This is a genomic window from Leifsonia sp. NCR5 (genome assembly GCF_002105485.1).
GTDB lineage: Bacteria > Actinomycetota > Actinomycetes > Actinomycetales > Microbacteriaceae > Leifsonia.
Map to the genome: position 1 here is coordinate 1 of NZ_NCSR01000017.1, position 19,620 is coordinate 19,620.

General features: G+C 69.2%; 20 protein-coding genes. 13 read left to right on the plus strand and 7 right to left on the minus strand.

The genetic code is table 11. The annotated features are described in order from the left end of the window. Positions 1–1,092 (minus strand): MMPL family transporter (locus B7438_RS14195; protein WP_179150831.1); only part of this gene is annotated, 1,092 nt, incomplete at its 3' end. A 120-nt stretch (positions 1,093–1,212) separates the two neighbouring features. Between B7438_RS14195 and B7438_RS14200 the strand changes: the two genes are divergently transcribed. After that, the gene (locus B7438_RS14200; RefSeq protein WP_256922048.1) at positions 1,213–1,872 is read left to right on the plus strand and encodes a TetR/AcrR family transcriptional regulator; all 660 of its coding nucleotides are present in this window, start codon (positions 1,213–1,215) and stop codon (positions 1,870–1,872) included. A 74-nt stretch (positions 1,873–1,946) separates the two neighbouring features. Continuing rightward, the gene (locus B7438_RS14205; RefSeq protein WP_085370259.1) at positions 1,947–2,837 is read left to right on the plus strand and encodes an SGNH/GDSL hydrolase family protein; all 891 of its coding nucleotides are present in this window, start codon (positions 1,947–1,949) and stop codon (positions 2,835–2,837) included. On the opposite strand, the gene B7438_RS14210 is transcribed toward B7438_RS14205, so the two are convergent. Then, complete coding sequence (locus B7438_RS14210) at positions 2,812–3,624, minus strand: sugar phosphate isomerase/epimerase family protein (protein ID WP_373270202.1); 813 nt, start codon at positions 3,622–3,624, stop codon at positions 2,812–2,814. The two genes, B7438_RS14205 and B7438_RS14210, sit on opposite strands and share 26 nt — an antisense overlap. A 143-nt stretch (positions 3,625–3,767) precedes the next feature. On the opposite strand from B7438_RS14210, the gene otsA reads away from it, so the two are divergent. From otsA to B7438_RS14245, 7 genes are all read left to right on the plus strand, one after another. Then, positions 3,768–5,342: an alpha,alpha-trehalose-phosphate synthase (UDP-forming) gene (gene otsA, locus B7438_RS14215; RefSeq protein WP_085370260.1), complete on the plus strand. Its 1,575-nt coding sequence runs from the start codon at positions 3,768–3,770 to the stop codon at positions 5,340–5,342. Positions 5,343–5,382: 40 nt separating this feature from the next. Then, entirely contained in the window at positions 5,383–6,195 is an 813-nt protein-coding gene (gene otsB / locus B7438_RS14220; RefSeq protein ID WP_085370261.1) for a trehalose-phosphatase, read from the plus strand. Positions 6,196–6,267: 72 nt separating this feature from the next. Then, positions 6,268–7,962, plus strand: a complete 1,695-nt coding sequence (gene ilvD / locus B7438_RS14225) for a dihydroxy-acid dehydratase (RefSeq protein WP_085370262.1) — start codon at positions 6,268–6,270, stop codon at positions 7,960–7,962. Positions 7,963–8,011: 49 nt separating this feature from the next. Further along, a complete protein-coding gene (locus B7438_RS14230; RefSeq protein ID WP_256922049.1) occupies positions 8,012–9,820 on the plus strand; it encodes an acetolactate synthase large subunit in 1,809 nt (602 codons plus the stop codon). A gap of 2 nt (positions 9,821–9,822) precedes the next feature. Beyond that, positions 9,823–10,332 (plus strand): acetolactate synthase small subunit, encoded by a 510-nt coding sequence (gene ilvN, locus B7438_RS14235; protein ID WP_055892785.1) that lies wholly within the window; start codon positions 9,823–9,825, stop codon positions 10,330–10,332. A gap of 39 nt (positions 10,333–10,371) precedes the next feature. After that, on the plus strand, positions 10,372–11,400 hold the full coding sequence (gene ilvC, locus B7438_RS14240) for a ketol-acid reductoisomerase (RefSeq protein WP_085370264.1): 1,029 nt from the start codon (positions 10,372–10,374) through the stop codon (positions 11,398–11,400). A 125-nt stretch (positions 11,401–11,525) separates the two neighbouring features. Next, positions 11,526–12,254, plus strand: coding sequence for a copper homeostasis protein CutC (locus B7438_RS14245; RefSeq protein ID WP_085370265.1), 729 nt, complete (start codon positions 11,526–11,528; stop codon positions 12,252–12,254). A 23-nt stretch (positions 12,255–12,277) separates the two neighbouring features. Here B7438_RS14245 and B7438_RS14250 read toward each other — a convergent pair whose 3' ends face one another. Further along, positions 12,278–12,739 carry an anthrone oxygenase family protein gene (locus tag B7438_RS14250; RefSeq protein ID WP_085370266.1) on the minus strand — a complete coding sequence of 154 codons (462 nt, stop codon included), beginning with the start codon at positions 12,737–12,739 and terminating at the stop codon, positions 12,278–12,280. Between the two features lie 61 nt (positions 12,740–12,800). Here B7438_RS14250 and B7438_RS14255 point away from each other — a divergent pair, with 61 nt between their 5' ends. Next, positions 12,801–13,490, plus strand: coding sequence for a TetR family transcriptional regulator (locus B7438_RS14255; RefSeq protein WP_085370267.1), 690 nt, complete (start codon positions 12,801–12,803; stop codon positions 13,488–13,490). A gap of 127 nt (positions 13,491–13,617) precedes the next feature. Here B7438_RS14255 and B7438_RS14260 read toward each other — a convergent pair whose 3' ends face one another. From B7438_RS14260 to B7438_RS14270, 3 genes are read right to left on the minus strand one after another with little or no spacing between them, the layout of a single operon-like run. Further along, positions 13,618–14,007, minus strand: coding sequence for a DoxX family membrane protein (locus B7438_RS14260; protein WP_256922050.1), 390 nt, complete (start codon positions 14,005–14,007; stop codon positions 13,618–13,620). After that, positions 14,004–15,035 (minus strand): hypothetical protein, encoded by a 1,032-nt coding sequence (locus B7438_RS14265; protein WP_085370269.1) that lies wholly within the window; start codon positions 15,033–15,035, stop codon positions 14,004–14,006. Before B7438_RS14265 ends, B7438_RS14260 begins: the two co-directional genes overlap by 4 nt. Further along, on the minus strand, positions 15,032–15,391 hold the full coding sequence (locus B7438_RS14270) for a PadR family transcriptional regulator (RefSeq protein WP_085370270.1): 360 nt from the start codon (positions 15,389–15,391) through the stop codon (positions 15,032–15,034). The genes B7438_RS14265 and B7438_RS14270 overlap by 4 nt, the downstream gene beginning before the upstream one ends. Positions 15,392–15,552: 161 nt before the next feature. Between B7438_RS14270 and serA the strand changes: the two genes are divergently transcribed. The 3 genes from serA (at position 15,553) to B7438_RS14285 (ending at position 19,032) form a co-directional block, all read left to right on the plus strand. After that, positions 15,553–17,145: a phosphoglycerate dehydrogenase gene (gene serA / locus B7438_RS14275; RefSeq protein ID WP_085370271.1), complete on the plus strand. Its 1,593-nt coding sequence runs from the start codon at positions 15,553–15,555 to the stop codon at positions 17,143–17,145. Between the two features lie 233 nt (positions 17,146–17,378). After that, positions 17,379–17,744 (plus strand): YciI family protein, encoded by a 366-nt coding sequence (locus B7438_RS14280; RefSeq protein ID WP_085370273.1) that lies wholly within the window; start codon positions 17,379–17,381, stop codon positions 17,742–17,744. 34 nt (positions 17,745–17,778) lie between these two features. Next, entirely contained in the window at positions 17,779–19,032 is a 1,254-nt protein-coding gene (locus B7438_RS14285; RefSeq protein ID WP_179150833.1) for an RNA polymerase sigma factor, read from the plus strand. Here B7438_RS14285 and B7438_RS14290 read toward each other — a convergent pair. Beyond that, positions 19,029–19,571, minus strand: a complete 543-nt coding sequence (locus tag B7438_RS14290; RefSeq protein WP_143465954.1) for a TetR/AcrR family transcriptional regulator — start codon at positions 19,569–19,571, stop codon at positions 19,029–19,031. The genes B7438_RS14285 and B7438_RS14290 overlap by 4 nt on opposite strands. Between the last annotated feature and the right edge of the window lie 49 nt (positions 19,572–19,620).

Consider the following 19,620-nt stretch of genomic DNA (forward strand, 5'->3'; position numbering starts at 1 on the left):
TGCGCCCGCCGCCCCGGATGCCCCCGCCGCCTTCGCAGCGCGCCGCGCCGCCCGCTTCGCCGCGCGCCGTCCCGGCGTGATCCGCGCTCCCGCGAAGCCGAGCAGAGCGGGGGTGAGCGACAGCGAGATCAGCACCGCGATGGCGACCGCCGCCGACGCCGCGATGCCCATCGTCGTCAGGAACGGGATGTTCGCCACCGACAGCCCGACGAGCGCGATGATGACCGTGATCCCGGCGAACAGCACCGCGGACCCCGCCGTCGCGACCGAGCGGGCGGCGGACTCCTCCGGATCGACGCCGGCCTTCAGCTGACTCTGATGCCGGGAGATGATGAACAGCGAGTAGTCGATCCCGACCGCGAGCCCCAGCATGAGGGCGAGCAGCGGCGTCGTCGAGGAGATCGGCCCGAACAGCGTCGCGATGAAAATGAGCGCCATCGACAGCCCGACGCCGAGCAGCGCGGTGAGGAGCGGCATTCCCGCCGCCAGGAACGACCCGAAGGTGAGGATCAGGACGACGAGGGCGATGCCCACGCCGAGCAGCTCCGTGACGCTGAGTGTCGGCAGGCTCTGCGAGAACAGCTGCCCGCCCACGGCGACCTGGGACCCATCCGGAAGCTGTTTCTGGAGGTCGGCCCCCGCATTCTGGAGTGCCGTCTTGGTCTCGGCGGGAACGGTGGTGATCTGGCCCTTCAGCTGCACGGTGACGATGGCGGCGGACCCGTCGTCGGAGATGGAGCCCTTCACCTGCTTGCTGTACGGGGAGGTGACGCCCGCGACGCCGTCGAGCTTCGCGAGGTCGGTCACGGCGGCGTCGACGGGCTGCTTCACGGACGCGTCGGTGACCGTCTCGCCCTTCGGAGCGACGACGACGAGCTGCGCCGACGTGCCGCTGACCTGCGGGAACGTGCGGCTGAGGGTGTCGAGGGCTTCCTGCGACTCCGTGCCGGGGATGCTGAACGAGTTGTCCGTGCCCTGGTTGAAGAGCACGGCACCGCCGCCGAGGGCGACGAGGAGGACGATCCACAGGGAGACGACGAGCTTGCGGGCACGAAACGCCCAGCGGCCGATCGAATACAGAATCGAGGACACGCGTTCTCCTACATAATCGGCTACAGATCCAGTACGGGGGTTCGATACACCGTTGTATCCGATACCCGAATGTATCCGATACACTCGTGTATCTGGAACTCGATTCAGGAAGGTTTCAGCTTGGAAACGACAGCTCTCAGAGACGAAGCGCCGGCCGAGTCGGCGCGCCGCCAGAAGACCCGCTCCCGCCTGCTCGACGCGGCCTTCGACATCTTCGCCGAGCACGGCGTCCACGCGGCCAGCGTCGAAATGATCACCGAGGCGGCCGGCTTCACCCGCGGCGCCTTCTACTCCAACTTCTCCACCAAGGAGGAGCTCTTCTTCGCGCTGATGGAGCGCGAGAAGACCATGCGCATCGAACAGCTGAACGCCGGCGTCGCCCAGTACCTGGCGCCCAAGGTCGGCGACGGCAGGACCATCGGAGACGACGACGTGGTCGACATCGTCGCCAAGGTGCTCGAACTGCAGTCCGACGACCGTCGCTGGTGGCTCGTCCAGTCCGAGTTCCTGCTCCTCGCGATGCGCGACCCCGCCATCGCAGCCGACTTCGTGCGCTACCAGGACGGCTTCTTCTCCGAACTCACCGAGATCGTCGAGGCAGCACTCGAGACGGCCCACCGCCGCTTCACCATCGCGCCGGAGGAAGCGGTGCGCGTGATCGCCGAACTCTGCGCGAACGCCGAGGCCAGGGCGCTCCTCACCGGAGACGAGCGCGCCTTCTCGGAGCGCCTGTCGGCCAGCGTGCCCGCGGTGCTGCTGGCGCTGACCGAGCGGGTGTGAGGCACAGCGCACACTGAGCCCAGCCACGGCGGACGTCGAGCGGGCGCCAAGGATGCGCAGGTAACGTTGATCGGATGCGACGCAGAGCCATCGTCATCCCGATCATCGCCGTGGTCGTCGTCGGTGTGCTCGCCGGCGCAGCGGCCTTCGCGTGGTCGGCGACCTCGAACGCGCGTCACGACTCCCAGGACGGACGCCCCGTCGCCGCGCGCGAGACGCCGACGCCCACGCCCACCGTCGACCCGTTCCCGGATGAGCCGCTCACCCCGGAGACCCGCTATGTCGCGCTCGGCGACTCGTTCGCGGCCGGGATGGGCGCGGGCGGCGAGACGGGCAAGTGCGTGAGCAGTATGAAGAGCTACCCGGACGTGTTCGCCGAGGAGTCCGGCGTCGACCTGATCGCGAATGCGTCGTGCAGCGGCGCCACCACGTCCGATCTGCTCAAGCGGCAGCTGATCGCGCTCGACGACCGCACCGACCTCGTCACCCTCAGCATCGGAGGGAACGACCTCGGCGTCGCGGACATCGCGTCCGACTGTGCGGCGGGCAAGGCCATCCCGTGCCGCAACGAGCTGTCGAGCGCGCTCTCCCTGCTGAACGTGCTTCCCGACCGGCTGGATGCGGTCTACGCGGCGGTCGCGAAGGCCGCGCCGAACGCGCGCATCGTCGTCACCGGCTACGCGGTCATGTACGACGCCTCCGACCCCAACGCCCCGGACTTCGGGATGGCCGCCGCCATCAACGCGGCGACCATCGGCCTCAACGAGGTCATCCGCACCGCGGTCGACGAGCAGAGGGCGAAAGGCGTGCCGATGACGTTCGTCGGCGTCGACTTCGAGGGACACGGCATCGGCAACAAGAACCCGTGGGTCAACACTTCGGGGTTCGCCGCCTTCCACCCGACGGCCGCCGGATACCGCGAGTACGCGCGGGCGCTCGTCAGGACGCTGGGGAAGGCGCAGTAGCCGACCCCGTGTGCTCGCGGGCGAACGCGGCGGTCTCGCGGAGCATCCCGAGGCGTTCGTCGTCGGTGCGTGCCTTGCGGGTGTTGACCTCGGCGACGATGCTGCCCGACCAGCGGCGGCCGGCGAGCATCCTCAGCACCTCGGCGACCGGTTCGCCGCCGTGGCCGGGGAGGAGGTGCTCGTCGAACACGCGGTTCTCGTCGAGCGGGCCCGACCCGTCGCAGAGGTGGACGTGGCGCAGACGGTCGCCGAGTTCGGTGGCCAGGGCGAGGGAGTCGACGCCGCTCAGTGCCGCGTGCGAGAAGTCGAGCGTGACCGCGTCGCAGTCCATCGCCGCCGGGTTCCAGCCGGGGGAGTACGCGGCGAGCGCACGGCCTGCCAGCTTCCACGGGAACATGTTCTCCACCGCGATGCTGACGCCGCTCGCGTCGGCGGTCTCGCGGACGATCGCCAGGAAGTCCTCCGCGTAGCCGGACTGCCAGCGGAACGGTGGATGCACGACCACCGTGTCCGCGCCGACCTCCGCCGCCAGCTCGGCCGACTTCTCCAGCTTCACGCGCGGGTCGCGGCCCCAGACGAAGTGCGTCAGGAGCAGCACGGGCGCGTGGATGGAGAGGATGGGCATCCGGTAGCTGTCGGAGAGGGCGAGCAGCGCATCCGGGGACTGGGTGGTCTCGTCGCGGGTGACCATCACCTCGACGCCGTCGAAGCCCGCCTCGGCCGCCAGACGGAAACCGTGCTCGACGGCCAGCGGGTAGACGCACGACGTGCTCATGCCGATTCGCATCACGCGCGACACTGTACCCACGCGCGCTGAACGCAGCATGACCGCCGCGCGAACGCGAGCCGCGCCGCCGCCGCTGGCCCGCCGCCGGGCCGCCGCCCCTGGGGAGGGCTAGAACACGCTGGTACCCTGGCATACAGTGCGCAATGGCCGCGACCCGACGGATTGGACACACCATCTCACCCCACCGAACCTCCTCCACCAGCACGGAAACGACGACGGACACCGAGACGTACGATCTCGTCATCGTCTCCAACAGACTCCCCGTCGACCGGGTCACCGACGACGACGGAACGGCCAGCTGGCGGCCGTCTCCCGGGGGACTCGTCGCCGCTCTGGAGCCCGTCATGCGGGCGGAGGACGGCGTCTGGATCGGCTGGGCGGGCGTCGCGGACGAGGACATCGACCCGTTCGAGGCGGACGGCATCAACATCCTGCCCGTGCGCCTCAGCGAGCAGGATCTGCAGGAGTACTACGAGGGCTTCTCCAACGACACCCTCTGGCCGCTCTACCACGACGTGATCGCGCAGCCGAGCTTCCACCGCGAGTGGTGGGACACCTACGTGAAGGTCAACCAGCGCTTCGCCGATGCCGCCGCCGCCGTGTCGGCGAAGGGCGCCGTGGTGTGGGTGCACGACTACCAGCTGCAGCTCGTCCCCGCCATGCTGAGGGCGCAGCGCCCCGACCTCGTGATCGGGTTCTTCAACCACATCCCGTTCCCGCCGTACGGCATCTACTCCCAGCTGCCGTGGCGCAGGCAGATCATCGACGGCCTGCTCGGCGCGGACGTGATCGGCTTCCAGCGCGTCGCGGACGCCGGCAACTTCTCCCGCGCCGTCCGGCGCCTGAAAGGCTACGAGACGCGCGGCCCGATCATCGAGGTGCCGATCGACACCGACGATCCGGATGCCGGGTCGCACCGGCACGTGACCACCAACAAGCACGGGGGACTGGCCCGCACCGTCCTCGCCAGGCAGTTCCCGATCTCGATCGACGCCGAGCGGTACCAGGAGCTGGCGAAGCGGCCGGAGATCCAGGAGCGCGCCAGGCAGATCAGGGAAGAGCTCGGCAACCCGGAGAAGATCCTGCTCGGCGTCGACCGGCTCGACTACACCAAGGGCATCGGGCACAGGCTCAAGGCGTTCGGCGAACTCCTCGCCGAAGGCAAGCTCGACTCGGAGCACGTCACGCTCGTGCAGGTCGCCAGCCCCAGCCGCGAGCGCGTCGAGACGTACATGCAGCTCCGCGACGAGATCGAGCTGACCGTCGGCCGCATCAACGGCGACTACTCCACCCTCGGCCACACCGCGATTGCCTACCTGCACCACGGCTACCCGCGCGAGGAGATGGTCGCCCTCTACCTCGCGGCGGACGTGATGCTCGTCACCGCCCTCCGCGACGGGATGAACCTGGTCGCCAAGGAGTACGTCGCCACCCGCGCGGACGACGACGGCGTGCTGGTGCTCAGCGAGTTCGCCGGGGCGTCGGACGAACTGCGCCAGGCGCTCCTCATCAACCCGCACGACATCGAGGGGCTGAAGGAGACCATCCAGCAGGCGATCGCGATGCCGAGGAGGGAGAGGACACGCAGGATGCGCGCCCTGCGCAAGCGCGTCCTCACCAACGACGTGGCCAAGTGGTCCGCATCCTTCCTGGATGCTCTGACGCGCAGCGCGCACGGAGACCACCCGTTGCAGAACCCGCCCGTCAACCGTCGCTGACCGGCGCGTACCCAGCCGCAGTATCACCTGAGAAAGAAGCATGACAGAGACAGCCCCCGCAACACCGTCCGCCTCCGCCGTCGCCCTCGTCGACGCCCTCCGCGCGTTCGCGTCGGAGGAGCGCGTCCTCCTCGCCCTCGACTTCGACGGCACGCTCGCGCCGTTCGTCGACCGTCCCAAAGCGGCCAGGATGCTCCCGCAGGCCAAGGAGGCGCTCGACAGGCTCGAAGCCCTGCCGAACACCTGGGTCGCGTACATCTCCGGCCGACCGCTGTCGAGCCTCGAGATCGTGACGGAGGCCGATCCGGATGCGCTGCTCATCGGCTCGCACGGCGTCGAGATCCGGTTCGGCCGCGACGGCGTATCGCTCGACCTCAGCATCGACGAGCAGGAGACGCTGCAGAAGCTCGGAGACGTGCTCGGCGCGCTCGTGTCGTCCACGGAGGGAACGCGCCTGGAGACCAAGCCCGTCGGCTACGGCGTCCACTACCGGCTGCTCGGCGAGGAGGAGGGCAAGAAGGTGGTCGAGGCCGCGTACGCCGCTGCCGCCTCGGTCAGCGACAAGCTCACCATCCGCGACGGCAAGGACATCATCGAGTTCTCGGTGCGCGGCGCCAACAAGGGCGACGGCATCGAGCGCCTGCGCGAGTACACGAAGGCGACGGCCGTGCTGTTCGCCGGAGACGACGTGACGGACGAGGACGGCTTCGCGGTGCTCCGCCCGGGCGCCGGGGACGTCGGCATCAAGGTGGGCGAAGGGGAGACGGCAGCGCAGTTCCGCCTCGCCGACGAGACCGCCGTCGCGACGATGCTGAGCCTGCTCGCGGACGCCAGGCAGTCCTCCACAGCCTGACCTCTTCGCGGGTTATCCACCGGTCTCGGTCATATGTTCAGAGCGGCATCCCGAACGTCCTAGAGTTGATCCATGCCAGACATCGATTGGAAACCGCGTTCGCGCGTCGTCACCGACGGAATCGAAGCAACCACGAGCCGCGGGATGCTTCGGGCTGTCGGAATGGGCGACGCCGACTGGGAGAAGCCGCAGATCGGAATCGCGAGCTCCTGGAACGAGATCACCCCCTGCAACCTGTCGCTCGACCGCCTCGCACAGGGCGCGAAAGAGGGCGTCCACTCCGGTGGGGGATACCCGCTGCAGTTCGGCACGATCTCCGTCTCCGACGGCATTTCGATGGGCCACGAGGGCATGCACTTCTCCCTCGTCTCGCGTGAGGTCATCGCCGACTCCGTCGAGACCGTCATGATGGCGGAACGCCTCGACGGCACCGTCCTGCTCGCCGGCTGCGACAAGTCGCTCCCCGGCATGCTGATGGCCGCGGCGCGTCTCGACCTCTCCGCCGTCTTCCTCTACGCGGGCTCGATCGCCCCCGGCTGGGTCAAGCTCTCCGACGGCACGGAGAAGGACGTCACGATCATCGACTCCTTCGAGGCCGTCGGCGCCTGCAAGGCGGGCAAGATGAGCGAAGAAGACCTCAAGCGCATCGAGTGCGCCATCGCCCCGGGCGAGGGTGCCTGTGGCGGCATGTACACCGCCAACACCATGGCCTCCGTCGCAGAGGCGCTCGGCATGAGCCTCCCCGGCTCGGCAGCGCCGCCCTCGGCAGACCGCCGCCGCGACTACTTCGCCCACCGCTCGGGCGAAGCCGTGGTCAACCTGCTCAAGCTCGGCATCACCGCGCGCGACATCCTCACCAAGAAGGCGTTCGAGAACGCCATCGCGGTGGCCATGGCGTTCGGCGGCTCCACCAACGTCGTGCTCCACCTGCTCGCCATCGCCCGCGAGGCGGAGGTCGACCTCACGATCGACGACTTCAACCGCATTGGAGACAAGGTCCCGCACATCGGCGACCTCAAGCCGTTCGGCAAGTACGTGATGAACGACGTCGACCGTCACGGCGGCGTGCCCGTCGTCATGAAGGCGCTGCTCGACGCCGGTCTCCTGCACGGCGACTGCCTCACCGTCACCGGCAAGACCGTCGCGGAGAACCTCGCGGAGATCAACCCGCCCGCTCCGGACGGCGAGGTCATGCGCAGCCTCGACAACCCCATCCACGCCACCGGCGGCATCACGATCCTCAAGGGGTCGTTCGCTCCTGAGGGCGCCGTCGTCAAGACCGCGGGCTTCGACGCCGAGGTCTTCGAGGGTCCCGCCCGCGTGTTCGAGCGCGAGCGCGGAGCAATGGATGCTCTGACGGAAGGCAAGATCAAGGCCGGCGATGTCGTGGTCATCCGCTACGAGGGCCCGAAGGGCGGCCCGGGGATGCGCGAGATGCTCGCCATCACCGCCGCCATCAAGGGCGCGGGCCTCGGCAAGGATGTACTACTATTGACGGACGGACGATTCTCAGGCGGCACAACCGGCCTCTGCATCGGCCACATAGCACCCGAAGCGGTGGACGCAGGTCCCATCGCCTTCGTGCGCGATGGTGATCTGATACGGGTCGATATCGCGGCTCGCTCCCTCGACCTACTTGTCGATGAGTCAGAGCTGACCGCCCGCCGTGAAGGCTGGGCGCCTCTTCCCCCGCGCTATACCCGTGGCGTTCTCGCGAAGTACTCCAAGCTCGTGCACTCCGCTGCGGAGGGCGCGGTCACGGGGTAGCTCCGCTTCCTCGCATCATCCGTTTCGTACGTAAGGGACTCGCCCACACATGTCCTCGGAACCCAGTTCTCCTAGTACCGTGTTGCCATCCGCGACGCCTGGAAAGGCGTCGCCCGAATCGCTGACGGGCTCCCAGTCCGTGGTCCGCACCCTGGAACTCCTCGGCGTCACCGACGTCTTCGGGCTCCCGGGTGGAGCCATCCTCCCCATCTACGACGCGATCATGGACTCCACCAAGATCCGTCACATCCTGGTCAGGCACGAGCAGGGCGCCGGCCACGCCGCAGAGGGCTACGCCTCGTCGAGCAACAAGGTCGGCGTGGCGATGGCCACCTCCGGTCCCGGAGCGACCAACCTCGTCACGGCCATCATGGACGCCCACATGGACTCGGTCCCCGTGGTGTTCATCACGGGCCAGGTCTTCTCCACCCTGATGGGTACGGATGCGTTCCAGGAGGCGGACATCGTCGGCATCACCATGCCGATCACCAAGCACTCCTTCCTGGTGAAGCGCGCGGAGGACATCCCGTCCACCATCGCAGCGGCGTACCACATCGCGGGAACCGGCCGCCCCGGCCCGGTGCTCGTCGACATCACCAAAGACGCGCAGCAGAACACGGTGCCGTTCATCTGGCCGCCCAAGGTCGACCTGCCCGGCTACCGTCCGATCACCAAGGCGCACGGCAAGCAGATCCTCGCGGCAGCGCAGCTGCTCGCCGAGGCGAAGAAGCCGATCCTCTACGTGGGCGGCGGCGTCATCCGCTCCCGCGCCTCCCAGGAGCTGCTCGAGCTCGCCGAGGTCACCGGGGCGCCCGTCACCACCACGCTGATGGCGCGCGGCGCGTTCCCCGACTCCCACAAGCAGCACCTCGGCATGCCCGGGATGCACGGCACCGTCCCCGCGGTGCTCGCGCTCCAGGAGTCCGACCTCATCGTGTCGCTCGGCGCGCGGTTCGACGACCGCGTCACCGGCAACACCTCGCTGTTCGCTCCGAACGCGAAAGTCGTCCACGTCGATGTCGACCCGGCTGAGATCTCCAAGATCCGGATCGCCGACGTGCCCATCGTCGGCGATGCCAAAGATGTCATCGTCGATCTGACCGCCGCCTTCAAAGAGGCCGCGAAAGACCGGGCGCCCGACACCGTCGAATGGTGGACGTACCTGAACGGGCTCCGCGAGGAGTTCCCGCTCGGGTTCTCGCCGACGACGGACGGCCTGCTCGCCCCGCAGCACATCATCCAGCGGATCGGCGAGCTGACCGGACCGGAGGGCATCTACACCGCCGGAGTCGGCCAGCACCAGATGTGGGCGGCGCAGTTCATCAAGTACGAGCGGCCGAACGCGTGGCTCAACTCGGGTGGGGCAGGCACGATGGGATACTCGGTGCCCGCCGCGATGGGCGCCAAGGTGGCCCAGCCCGACCGCGTGGTGTGGTCGATCGACGGCGACGGCTGCTTCCAGATGACCAATCAGGAACTCGCCACCTGCACGATCAACAACATCCCGATCAAGGTCGCGATCATCAACAACTCGTCGCTCGGCATGGTCCGCCAGTGGCAGACGCTGTTCTACGACGGCCGGTACTCCAACACCGACCTGAACACCGGCCACGACACCGTGCGCGTCCCCGACTTCGTGAAGCTGGCAGAGGCGTACGGCGCTCTCGGCATCCGCGTCACGAAGGAAGAGGAAGTGGATGCGGCGATCAAGCTGGCGCTGGAGACCAACGACCGTCCCGTGGTCATCGACTTCGTCGTGAGCGCGGACGCGATGGTCTGGCCGATGGTCCCGCAGGGCGTCAGCAACAGCTACGTCCAGTACGCCCGCGACCACAGCCCCGCCTTCGGAGAGGAGTAGACATGAGCACGCACGTTCTGAGCCTCCTCGTCGAGGACAAGCCGGGTCTGCTGACCCGTGTCGCCGGTCTGTTCGCACGCCGCGGCTTCAACATCGAATCCCTGGCGGTGGGTACGAGCGAGGTCGACGGCCTCTCCCGCATCACGGTCGTCGTCGACGTCGAAGACCTCCCGCTCGAACAGGTCACCAAGCAGCTGAACAAGCTGATCAACGTCATCAAGATCGTGGAGCTCGACCCTGCGCAGTCCGTGCAGCGCGAGCACCTGCTGATCAAGGTGCGCGTCGACAACACCACCCGCTCGCAGGTGCTCGAAGCCGTCAACCTGTTCCGCGCCCGCGTCGTCGACGTGGCCACGGACGCCCTCGTGATCGAGGTCACGGGCGACAGCGGAAAGACCCAGGCGCTGCTCAAGGTGCTCGAACCGTACGGGATCAAGGAGATGGCGCAGTCCGGCCTCCTCGCGATCGGCCGCGGCTCGAAGTCCATCACCGAGCGCGTTTTCAAGAACTAACCGTTTCTGCAGAACCACACGAACAAGGAGAATCCCCCAGTGGCTGAGATCTACTACGACAACGATGCTGACCTGTCGATCATCCAGGGCAAGAAGGTCGCCGTCATCGGCTACGGCTCGCAGGGTCACGCGCACGCGCAGAACCTCCGCGACTCCGGCGTCGAGGTCGTCATCGGCCTCAAGGAGGGCTCGAAGTCGAAGCCCAAGGCCGAAGAGGCAGGCTTCCAGGTCCTGAGCGCCGCGGACGCGGCGAAGTGGGCCGACGTCATCGTCATCCTCGCGCCGGATCAGGTGCAGCGTCACCTCTACGCCGACGACATCCAGCCGAACCTCGAAGAGGGCAACGCGCTCGTCTTCGGCCACGGCTTCAACATCCGCTTCGGCTACATCGAGGCCCCGGAGGGCGTCGACGTCATCATGGTCGCCCCGAAGGGCCCGGGCCACACTGTGCGCCGCGAGTACGAGGCCGGCCGTGGCGTCCCCGTGATCGTCGCCGTCGAGAAGGACGCCACCGGCAACGCGTGGCCCCTCGTCCTCAGCTACGCCAAGGGCATCGGCGGCCTCCGCGCCGGCGGCATCAAGACGACCTTCACCGAGGAGACCGAGACCGACCTGTTCGGTGAGCAGGCCGTGCTCTGCGGCGGTGTCTCGCAGCTCGTCCAGTACGGTTTCGAGACTCTGACCGAGGCGGGCTACCAGCCGCAGGTCGCATACTTCGAGGTGCTGCACGAGCTCAAGCTCATCGTGGACCTGATGTGGGAGGGCGGCATCGCCAAGCAGCGCTGGAGCGTCTCCGACACCGCTGAGTACGGCGACTACGTCTCCGGCCCGCGCGTCATCGACCCGCACGTCAAGGAGAACATGCAGGCCGTTCTCGCCGACATCCAGTCCGGCGCGTTCGCCGAGCGTTTCATCGCCGACCAGGATGCAGGAGCGCCGGAGTTCCTCGCGCTCCGCAAGAAGGGCGAGCAGCACCCGATCGAGGCCACCGGCCGCGAGCTGCGCAAGCTGTTCGCCTGGAACGCGTCGAACGACGACGACTACGTCGACGGCGAGGTCGCGCGCTGATCGTCGCCTAGCGACCGACTGGCTACTGTGAAGAGGTGCCGCTTCCGCTCCGGCGGAGGTCGGCACCTCTTCTGCTTTTCACGCTCTCATCGCGCGCGTTCCGCGCTCACACCCCGGAGGTTCCCGTGTCCCGTCGTCTCGCCGTCGAGATCGCTGTCCAGGACAGGGCGGGCGTTCGCGTCGCCCTGGAGGCGGGCGCCGACCGCATCGAGCTCTGCTCCGCGCTCGGCGTCGGCGGCCTCACGCCCTCCGCCGGCCTCATCGAGGCGGCGGTCGCCGAAGCGCAGAGCGCGGGGCGCGACGGTTTCGTGCACGTCCTGATCCGCCCCCGCGCCGGAGGTTTCGTCTACGACGCCGACGAGGTGGAGCTGGCGCTGGCCGACATCCGCTACGCCAGGCGCGCCGGCGCATCCGGTGTCGTGGTGGGCGCACTGGACGCCGTCGGGGCCGTGGACACGGACGCGGTCGCCCGCTTCGTCGCCGAGGCCGGCGACCTCGACGTCACCTTCCACCGCGCCATCGACATCGCGCCGGACCCTCTCGGCGCCCTTGACACGCTCGCCGCGCTCGGCGTCCGCCGCATCCTGACGTCGGGAGGAGCATCCCGCAGCATCGACGGCGTCGGGATGCTCGCCGCCCTCGCCGCCGAGTCCGCCGGCCGCGTGCAGGTGATGGCAGGCGGGGGAGTCGGCGTCACCGACATCGCAGGCATCGCGGCGACCGGCGTGGATGCGGTGCACCTCTCGGCGCGCACGACCGTGACGGGCTCGCCGTCCGGTCCCGGCGGCGGTGCGGCCTCGTACGACGTGACGGACGCCGCGGTCGTGCGGGAGGCGCTGGCCGCCGCGTACTGAGCGGGGGAGCGTGGTTGGCAGGGTCAGAGCGGGTAGGTCACCGCGGCCGTGGCGAGCAGCGCGAGCGCCACGACGCCCGGGATCACGCGCAACAGGTGGAACGACACCCAGCGGTCGCGGCGTGCGCGCCAGTCGGGTGGGAGCGTGTCGACGGTCCAGGATTCGATGGTCTTGACGATCGGCACCTCGACCGCAATCGTCACCACCAGCGTGAGCGCCAGGAGCACGAACGCGACCGCACCCAGGATGAGCGTGACCGGATGCCCGAACGCCGCGACCGCGACCACGGCCGCCACCACGAGCAGCGCGAGCGGCATCAGCACGGTCATCACGGGAGCGAGGTTCGCGCTGAGCCGCGCGACGAGCGGCAGGAGCACAGCAGGCTCGAACGTCGCGATGGTGCGGGTGAGCGCGATCCACGGCCCCCAATACACGCCGACGACCAACCCCACCAGCACGATGCCGGCCACCAGAAGAGCGGACACGCGAACCCCTTTTCGATAATTACAGTGACAGTATAAATATGGTTGCTGTAAAATCAACAGCATGAGCGACCGAACGGTGGTCTGGGACCACGACGACGCGGGGGAGCAGCTCGGCCTCCGCGAGCAGAAGAAGCGCAGGATGCGTCGGCTGCTGTCCGACACCGCCACCGAATTGTTCGTCGAGCGCGGGTTCGCCGCAGTCCAGGTCGCTGAGATCGCCCGCGTCTGCGGCGTCTCCGAGAAGACGGTGTTCAACTACTTCCCCAGCAAAGAGGCCCTGCTGCTCGACCGCGGCGACGCCACCGAGGGCGGACTGCGACGCGCGCTGGCCGACCACACCACCCCGCCCGCCGCCGCGGTGGCGACGATGCTCGACCGGGAACTCGGACGTCTCACCGACTGGATCGCCGCCCAACCGGATGAGCGCGCGGCGTACGACAAGACCGCCAGGTTCGGCGCCCTCATCGCCGAGACGCCGTCGTTGCGCGCCCACCAGCGCGAGCAACAGGATGCGCTCGTCGCCCTGGCCGCCGGGTCGCTCGCCGCCCGCTACGGCTTCGAAGCCGCCGACCCTGAGCCGCGGATCGCAGCCACGGCGCTCGTCGGGCTGACAGGTATCCAGGCCGTCGCCCTGCGCCGCGAACTCGCGGCACGCACGCCGGTCGCGCGCCTGCGCGCGGCGGTCGCCGCCGACGTGACCCGCGCAGCCACGGTGGTCGCCGCGCTGGAGGCGGTGCTCAGGGCGCGCTGAACGCGAACCGCGTGATCGGCGCGAGTCGGCGCGTGATTGGCGCGGTGGACGCAGGTTTCAGGGCGCGCTGACGCGCACTGCGCGATTAGCAGCAGTTGGCACTGGAGGAGCGCGTTGGACGCTGGGCCTAGAGCGCGCAGAACACGCACAGCCCGATCAGCAGCACCTGCAGCAGCAGGCGCGGGATGAGTGGCGTGCCGAACGCGCCGAACCGTTCCTTGTGCCGCGCCGCGTACGCGTTGGCGGGGAACACCGCGACGAGGAAGACCGCGAGGCAGATCGCCGCCGCCACCCGCGTCCACGGCACGAGCAGCCCGATCCCGCCCGCCAGCTCGCACACGCCGGTCAGTGCGACGAGGACGCGTGGGCTGAGCGGCGCGCCCCAGCGCATCCGGGGCGGGATCATCGCGGCCATTCCGCGGGCGGGCCCGGGAACGAAGTGCAGGACGCCCATCCCCACGAACACGCACGCGAGCGCGATCCGCACGACGAGCTGGACGGTTTCGAAGGCGGTCACGCCTCCCAGTCTGCCCTGCCGGATGCGCCGCTGCGCGCCAGGCGGCGCCGGAAGGCCACGATCGCGACGACCACGACGGCGAGCGTCACCACCGCCGCGCCCGCGATGGCGATGACCGCGTTGACGCCGGGGGAGTCGGCCTTGGCGACGGCGAGCGTGACCGCGAGCATCCCGAACAGCAGGGCGGCGATCGCAGTGCAGGCGGTTGCTGCCGCGCCGGCACGCCTGCGCAGGATCATCGCGACGACGAGCAGGATGCCGATCGCGACGGCGAGGCCGCGTTCGTCGCGCCACAGCCAGGCGTCGTCGAACCGCAGCATGTTCGTACGAACCAGGTTGGTCAGCGTGATGGCGACGAGCGCGAGAGCGGTGATGCCGAAGGCCCAGAGGGCGGCAGGGCGTGACGGCATCGGTGCTCTGGACAGCATCCCGACCACGGCGATCACGCCGAGGAACAGCAGTGTGGCCGGAGCGGGCAGGAAGCTGATCGCGACCGTCGAGGCGGGATCCGGGCCTGCCAGGTGCGTTCTAAAGGCTGCGCCCGCGACCGGGTAGAGGAGCGCAGACGCCGCCATGCTCGCAGCGAGCAGGATGCGGGCCGTGCGGTCCCAGTCGAACGCGGCGAACAGGAACGCCGCCAGCCAAAGTGCGTAGACCACGACACCGGGCGTCAGGACGGGACCGAACGTCCTCATGCCGTAATCGGCGGGACCGACGACCCGGAGAGGATCGAGCTCGAAGACGACGAGGAAGAACAGCGAGAAACCGGCCCCCAGGCCGAGCGCGGCCGACGACACCGCTCGTCTGCCGTCCGCGGGGACGATTGTGACGACGGCATTCATGCGCTGAAGCAACCCGTTGACGCGCAGGTCGGCGAGTTCGCCCCGCGCCGGTTCGGTGCGCGACTCGTCCTCGGCGCGCTCCAACAGGGTGCCGAGCATCGCGGACTCGGTGCGCGCGCGCCAGAGCGGCGGGTACCAGCGGAGGGCGCGGCGGTAGCGGTCCTCGAGGGTGGGTGACGGCTTCACGACAGCGCCCCCGCGGCCGCTCCGGCCGACGCAGCCGGTCGTCGGTGCGCGAGCCGTTCGCGCGCGCTGGCCGCGCGCGCCGCGAGCCGGTCGGCCTCCTCGGCGAGCAGGGCTGCGCCGTCGTCGGTGAGGCGGAAGTAGCGGCGCAGCCGGCCGTCCACCACCTCTTCGCCGTCACGGGCGACCAGCCCGTCGCCGCTCAGCCGTTCGAGTGCCGAGTACAGGGTCCCGACATTGAGCGAGATCCGTCCGCCCGAGAGTTCGACGGTGTCTTTGATGATGCCGTAGCCGTGTTTGCGTCCGTCGGCTAGGGCGGCCAGCACGTAGAACGTCGGCTCGCGCAGTTCTGAGGTCATGGGGCTCGACGATAGTACGACTGTCGATATATGACAATGGATGCAATGTACGTAACGCGGCGAAAGGCACCCCCGCCCAGCCGGTAGAGTTGTTGCGATCCGCGCCCCAATGGCCAGTGGCGCTTTCTCCCAAGTCTGCTCCGAAACTAAGGAACTGCCACGTGACAAAGCCGGTCGTGCTGATCGCCGAAGAACTTTCGCCCGCCACCGTCGACGCCCTCGGGCCGGACTTCGACATCCGCAGTGTGGACGGGACCGACCGGGCTGCACTGCTCTCCGCGGTGGCCGACGCCGACGCCATCCTGGTGCGGTCGGCGACGAAGGTCGACGCAGAGGTCATCGGTGGCGCTCCCAAGCTGCGCGTCATCGCGCGTGCAGGTGTCGGGCTCGACAACGTCGACATCAAGGCGGCGACCAACGCCGGTGTCATGGTCGTGAACGCGCCGACCTCCAACATCATCTCCGCCGCCGAGCTCACCGTCGGGCACATCCTGAGCCTCGCCCGGCACATCCCGGCCGCGCACAACGCGCTGGCGCAGGGGCAGTGGAAGCGGTCGAAGTACACCGGCACCGAGGTCTACGAGAAGACCGTCGGCATCATCGGGCTCGGCCGCATCGGCGCTCTAATCACCGCGCGCCTGCAGGCGTTCGGCACCCGCGTGATCGCGTTCGACCCGTACGTCACCTCGGCCCGCGCGCAGCAGCTGGGCGTTCAGCTGGTCACGCTCGACGAACTGCTCGCCGAGGCCGACTTCATCACCATCCACATGCCGAAGACGCCGGAGACCACCGGCATGATCAGCGACGACCAGCTCGCGCTGATGAAGCCGACCGCGTTCATCGTCAACGTCGCCCGCGGCGGGCTGATCGACGAGGACGCGCTCTACCGCGCCCTGTCCACCAACTCCATCGCCGGCGCCGGGCTCGACGTGTTCGTCAGCGAGCCGCCCACCGAGTCTCCGCTGCTCGCGCTCGAGAACGTCGTCGTCACCCCGCACCTCGGAGCATCCACCGACGAGGCGCAGGAGAAGGCCGGCGTGTCCGTCGCCAAGTCGGTGCGGCTGGCGCTGTCCGGCGAACTGGTCCCGGATGCGGTCAACGTCGCCGGCGGCGTCATCGACCCGTACGTGCGCCCCGGCATCCCGCTGGTCGAGAAGCTCGGCCAGGTGTTCTCCGGCCTCGCTCACAGCCCGCTCACCAGCGTGGACGTGGAGGTGCGCGGCGAACTGGTCGACTACGACGTGAGCGTGCTCAAGCTTGCGGCGCTGAAGGGCATCTTCACCAACGTCGTCAGCGAGACCGTCTCCTACGTGAACGCGCCGCTGCTCGCCGAGCAGCGCGGCATCGAGGTGCGCCTCATCACCGACTCGGTCAGCGAGGAGTACCGGAACCTGATCACCCTGCGCGGCGCGCTCAGCGACGGCTCGCAGGTGTCGGTGTCCGGCACGCTCACCGGCACCAAGCAGATCGAGAAGGTCGTGGAGATCAACGGCTACGACGTGGAGGTCCCGATCGCGGAGCACCTCATCGTCATGGTCTACGACGACCGTCCCGGCATCGTCGCCGTCTACGGCCAGGAGTTCGGCGAGGCGGAGATCAACATCGCCGGCATGCAGATCGCCAGGACCTCCGCGGGCGGCAAGGCGCTCAGTGTGCTCACGGTCGACTCGCGCATCCCGGATGGGCTGCTCGAGAAGGTGCGCATCGCCATCGACGCCGACCTGATGCAGGAGATCGACATCACCGAGTCCTGACCGGACCCGCACTCGTTCTCGCTCCGTCCGAGCGGAGTCTCCGGCCGCCACGCCGCCGAGGACTCCGTTCGGGCGGAGTTTCGTCGTTCTGCCGGCCGGATCTCCGCGAGAACGGATGCGCCCGAGGAGGCGGGCCGAGAAAAAAGTGGGGCGGGCTGTCGATTTTCGCGGTTGACTGACGTCGTAGTGGTGTTCACACCGATGCGCGCGAGCGCGAGACGTAAGGAGACATCATGTCCGACGAGTACGTTCTGCTGATCAAGGAACCGAACTGGGACCCGGCCGCGATGACCGAGGAGCAGTGGGCGGCAGGCATGGCCGGCCACCGGGCGTTCCAGGATGCGGTGGTCGCCGCCGGCGAGAAGATCGTCGCGAGCGCCGCCCTGCAGCCGATCAGCGCCGCCACCAGGATCACCCCGAGGGACGGCGACAGCCCGCTCTTCACCGACGGGCCGTTCGGCGAGACCAAAGAGGTCGTCACCGGGTTCTACAACTTCACCGCCGCCACCCCGGAGCAGGCCCGTGAGCTGGCTGCGCTCGTGCCGACGGAGGGCTGGAACGAGCTGTTCCCCGTGCTCGTCCTGAGCTCGGTCAACTGATTGTGCCGGTGGTCACCGCTTGCTTGAATGGGCTGTGACCACCGCCACCGAGCGTGCCTTCCGCACGGATGCGCCGCGCATCCTGGGCGCTGTCGCCCGCTCGACCGGCGACCTCCAGGTCGCGGAGGACGCCGTGCAGGAGGCGTTCGCCCGCGCCGTCGCCGAAGAAGCGGCCGGACGGGAGCCCGCGAACGCCGCCGCCTGGATCACGACGGTGGCCAAGCGCATCGCCGTCGACATGCGGCGGCGCGAGGGCACCGCCGTTCGCGCGGCGCCGATGCTCGCCGCCGAGGCTGCGCGCGCGGCCGACCGGCAGGCGGAGATCGACATGCAGGCTGACGAGGTGTTCACCGGCGACGAGCGACTGGAGCTGATCCTGCTCGTCTGCCACCCGCACGTCGCAGAGGAGACGCGGGTGGCGCTCGCGCTGCGCTTCGTCTGCGACGTGCCGACGGCGCAGGTCGCCGAGGTGTTCCTGGTGCAGGAGCCGACGATGGCCGCGCGGCTCACGCGGGCCAAGAAGCGCATCCACGACTCCCGGCTGCGGTTCACCGCCGGCGACGACGCGGCTCTGACGGCCAGGCTGCCGGATGCGCTCACCACCGTCTACCTGCTCTACACCGTCGGCCACGCCCGCGCGGACGGGCGGCTCCGCACCGACGCGATCGAACTGGCCAGGGACGCGTACCGTCTCCGCCCGCACGACGAGGAGGCGGCTGCGCTGCTCGCCCTGCTGCTGCTCACCGAGGCGCGGCAGACGACCAGGATCTCCGACGCCGACGAGTTCGTCACGCTCGCCGACGCCGACCGGTCGCGCTGGAACGCGGGGATGCTGGCGGAGGGGGAGCGCCTCGCCACCGTCGCGCTCAGCGGGGCGGCTGGGCTGCCCGGCCGGTTCGCGCTGCAGGCGGCCATCGCCGGGCTGCACGGCATCGCGCCGACCTGGGAGGCCACGGACTGGCCGGCGATCGCCCGGCTCTACGACGGGCTCGTGCTGGGGTGGCCGTCCGCTGCCGCGCAGCTCGGGCGCGTCGTGGCGCGCGGCTACAGCGCGGACGCGGGGCCGGAGGCGGCGCTGGCCGACCTGGATGCGCATCCCGAACTGTTCGACGGGGTGGTCGCCGCGCAGGCGCTCGCGGTGCGCGCCGACCTGCTGCGGCTGGCGGGGGACGCGCGGGCGGCGGACGCGTACGCCGCGGCGATCGAGGCCGCCCAGGATGCGCGGGTGCGGCGGTTCCTGCAGGCCCGGCTCGACGGGCTCGGCGGCGGGAGCGGGCTCGGCTCCTAGGAGTCGGCCAGCCGCTTCACCAGCTCGATCACCCTGTCCATGTCCGTCTCGCTGCGCAGGACGGCGTTCGTGTCCGGCAGGAGAGCGGTGTTGTAGTACATCCCGTCGCCGATCAGCATGATGATGCGGGCCACGAGCGGGTCGCCGACCGACGATTCGAGGATCGACAGCCAGGAGCGCTGCATCGCGGACAGCGCATCCCGTGCCCTGCTGTCCGCACTCTGGGCGAGGCGGGCGACCGCGACGATGGAGCGCTCGAGGTCGTTGTCGGTGGGCACCGAGGTGCGGATGAAGTAGGCGACGGGGCCTTCCGGGGCGGAGCGCATCCGGTCGAGGTCGGCGTCGACGTGCGCGCTCAGCCGGGCGAGGACGCCGTCGACCATCGCGTCCTTCGAAGCGAAGTGGTAGAGCAGGCCGCCCTTGGAGACGCCGGCGCGGGCGGCGACGGCGTCGAGGGTCGCGGCGCGTTCGCTCTGCTCGGCGAGCAGTTCCTCGAACGCGTCGAGGATGCGGTCGCGGGCGGAGGGGGTTTCTGCCATGTGCACATGGTAGCCGCTCCGGCTTGATTACTGTACCGTCCAGACGGTA

Bases quoted from the DNA above. Each gene is read 5' to 3' on its own strand.
- B7438_RS14205 (WP_085370259.1), top strand. From the start codon at position 1,947: ATGCGACGCAGAGCCATCGTCATCCCGATCATCGCCGTGGTCGTCGTC.
- B7438_RS14210 (WP_373270202.1), bottom strand. From the start codon at position 3,624: ATGCGAATCGGCATGAGCACGTCGTGCGTCTACCCGCTGGCCGTCGAG.
- otsA (WP_085370260.1), top strand. From the start codon at position 3,768: ATGGCCGCGACCCGACGGATTGGACACACCATCTCACCCCACCGAACC.
- otsB (WP_085370261.1), top strand. From the start codon at position 5,383: ATGACAGAGACAGCCCCCGCAACACCGTCCGCCTCCGCCGTCGCCCTC.
- ilvD (WP_085370262.1), top strand. From the start codon at position 6,268: ATGCCAGACATCGATTGGAAACCGCGTTCGCGCGTCGTCACCGACGGA.
- B7438_RS14230 (WP_256922049.1), top strand. From the start codon at position 8,012: ATGTCCTCGGAACCCAGTTCTCCTAGTACCGTGTTGCCATCCGCGACG.
- ilvN (WP_055892785.1), top strand. From the start codon at position 9,823: ATGAGCACGCACGTTCTGAGCCTCCTCGTCGAGGACAAGCCGGGTCTG.
- B7438_RS14255 (WP_085370267.1), top strand. From the start codon at position 12,801: ATGAGCGACCGAACGGTGGTCTGGGACCACGACGACGCGGGGGAGCAG.
- B7438_RS14270 (WP_085370270.1), bottom strand. From the start codon at position 15,391: ATGACCTCAGAACTGCGCGAGCCGACGTTCTACGTGCTGGCCGCCCTA.
- B7438_RS14280 (WP_085370273.1), top strand. From the start codon at position 17,379: ATGTCCGACGAGTACGTTCTGCTGATCAAGGAACCGAACTGGGACCCG.
- B7438_RS14290 (WP_143465954.1), bottom strand. From the start codon at position 19,571: ATGGCAGAAACCCCCTCCGCCCGCGACCGCATCCTCGACGCGTTCGAG.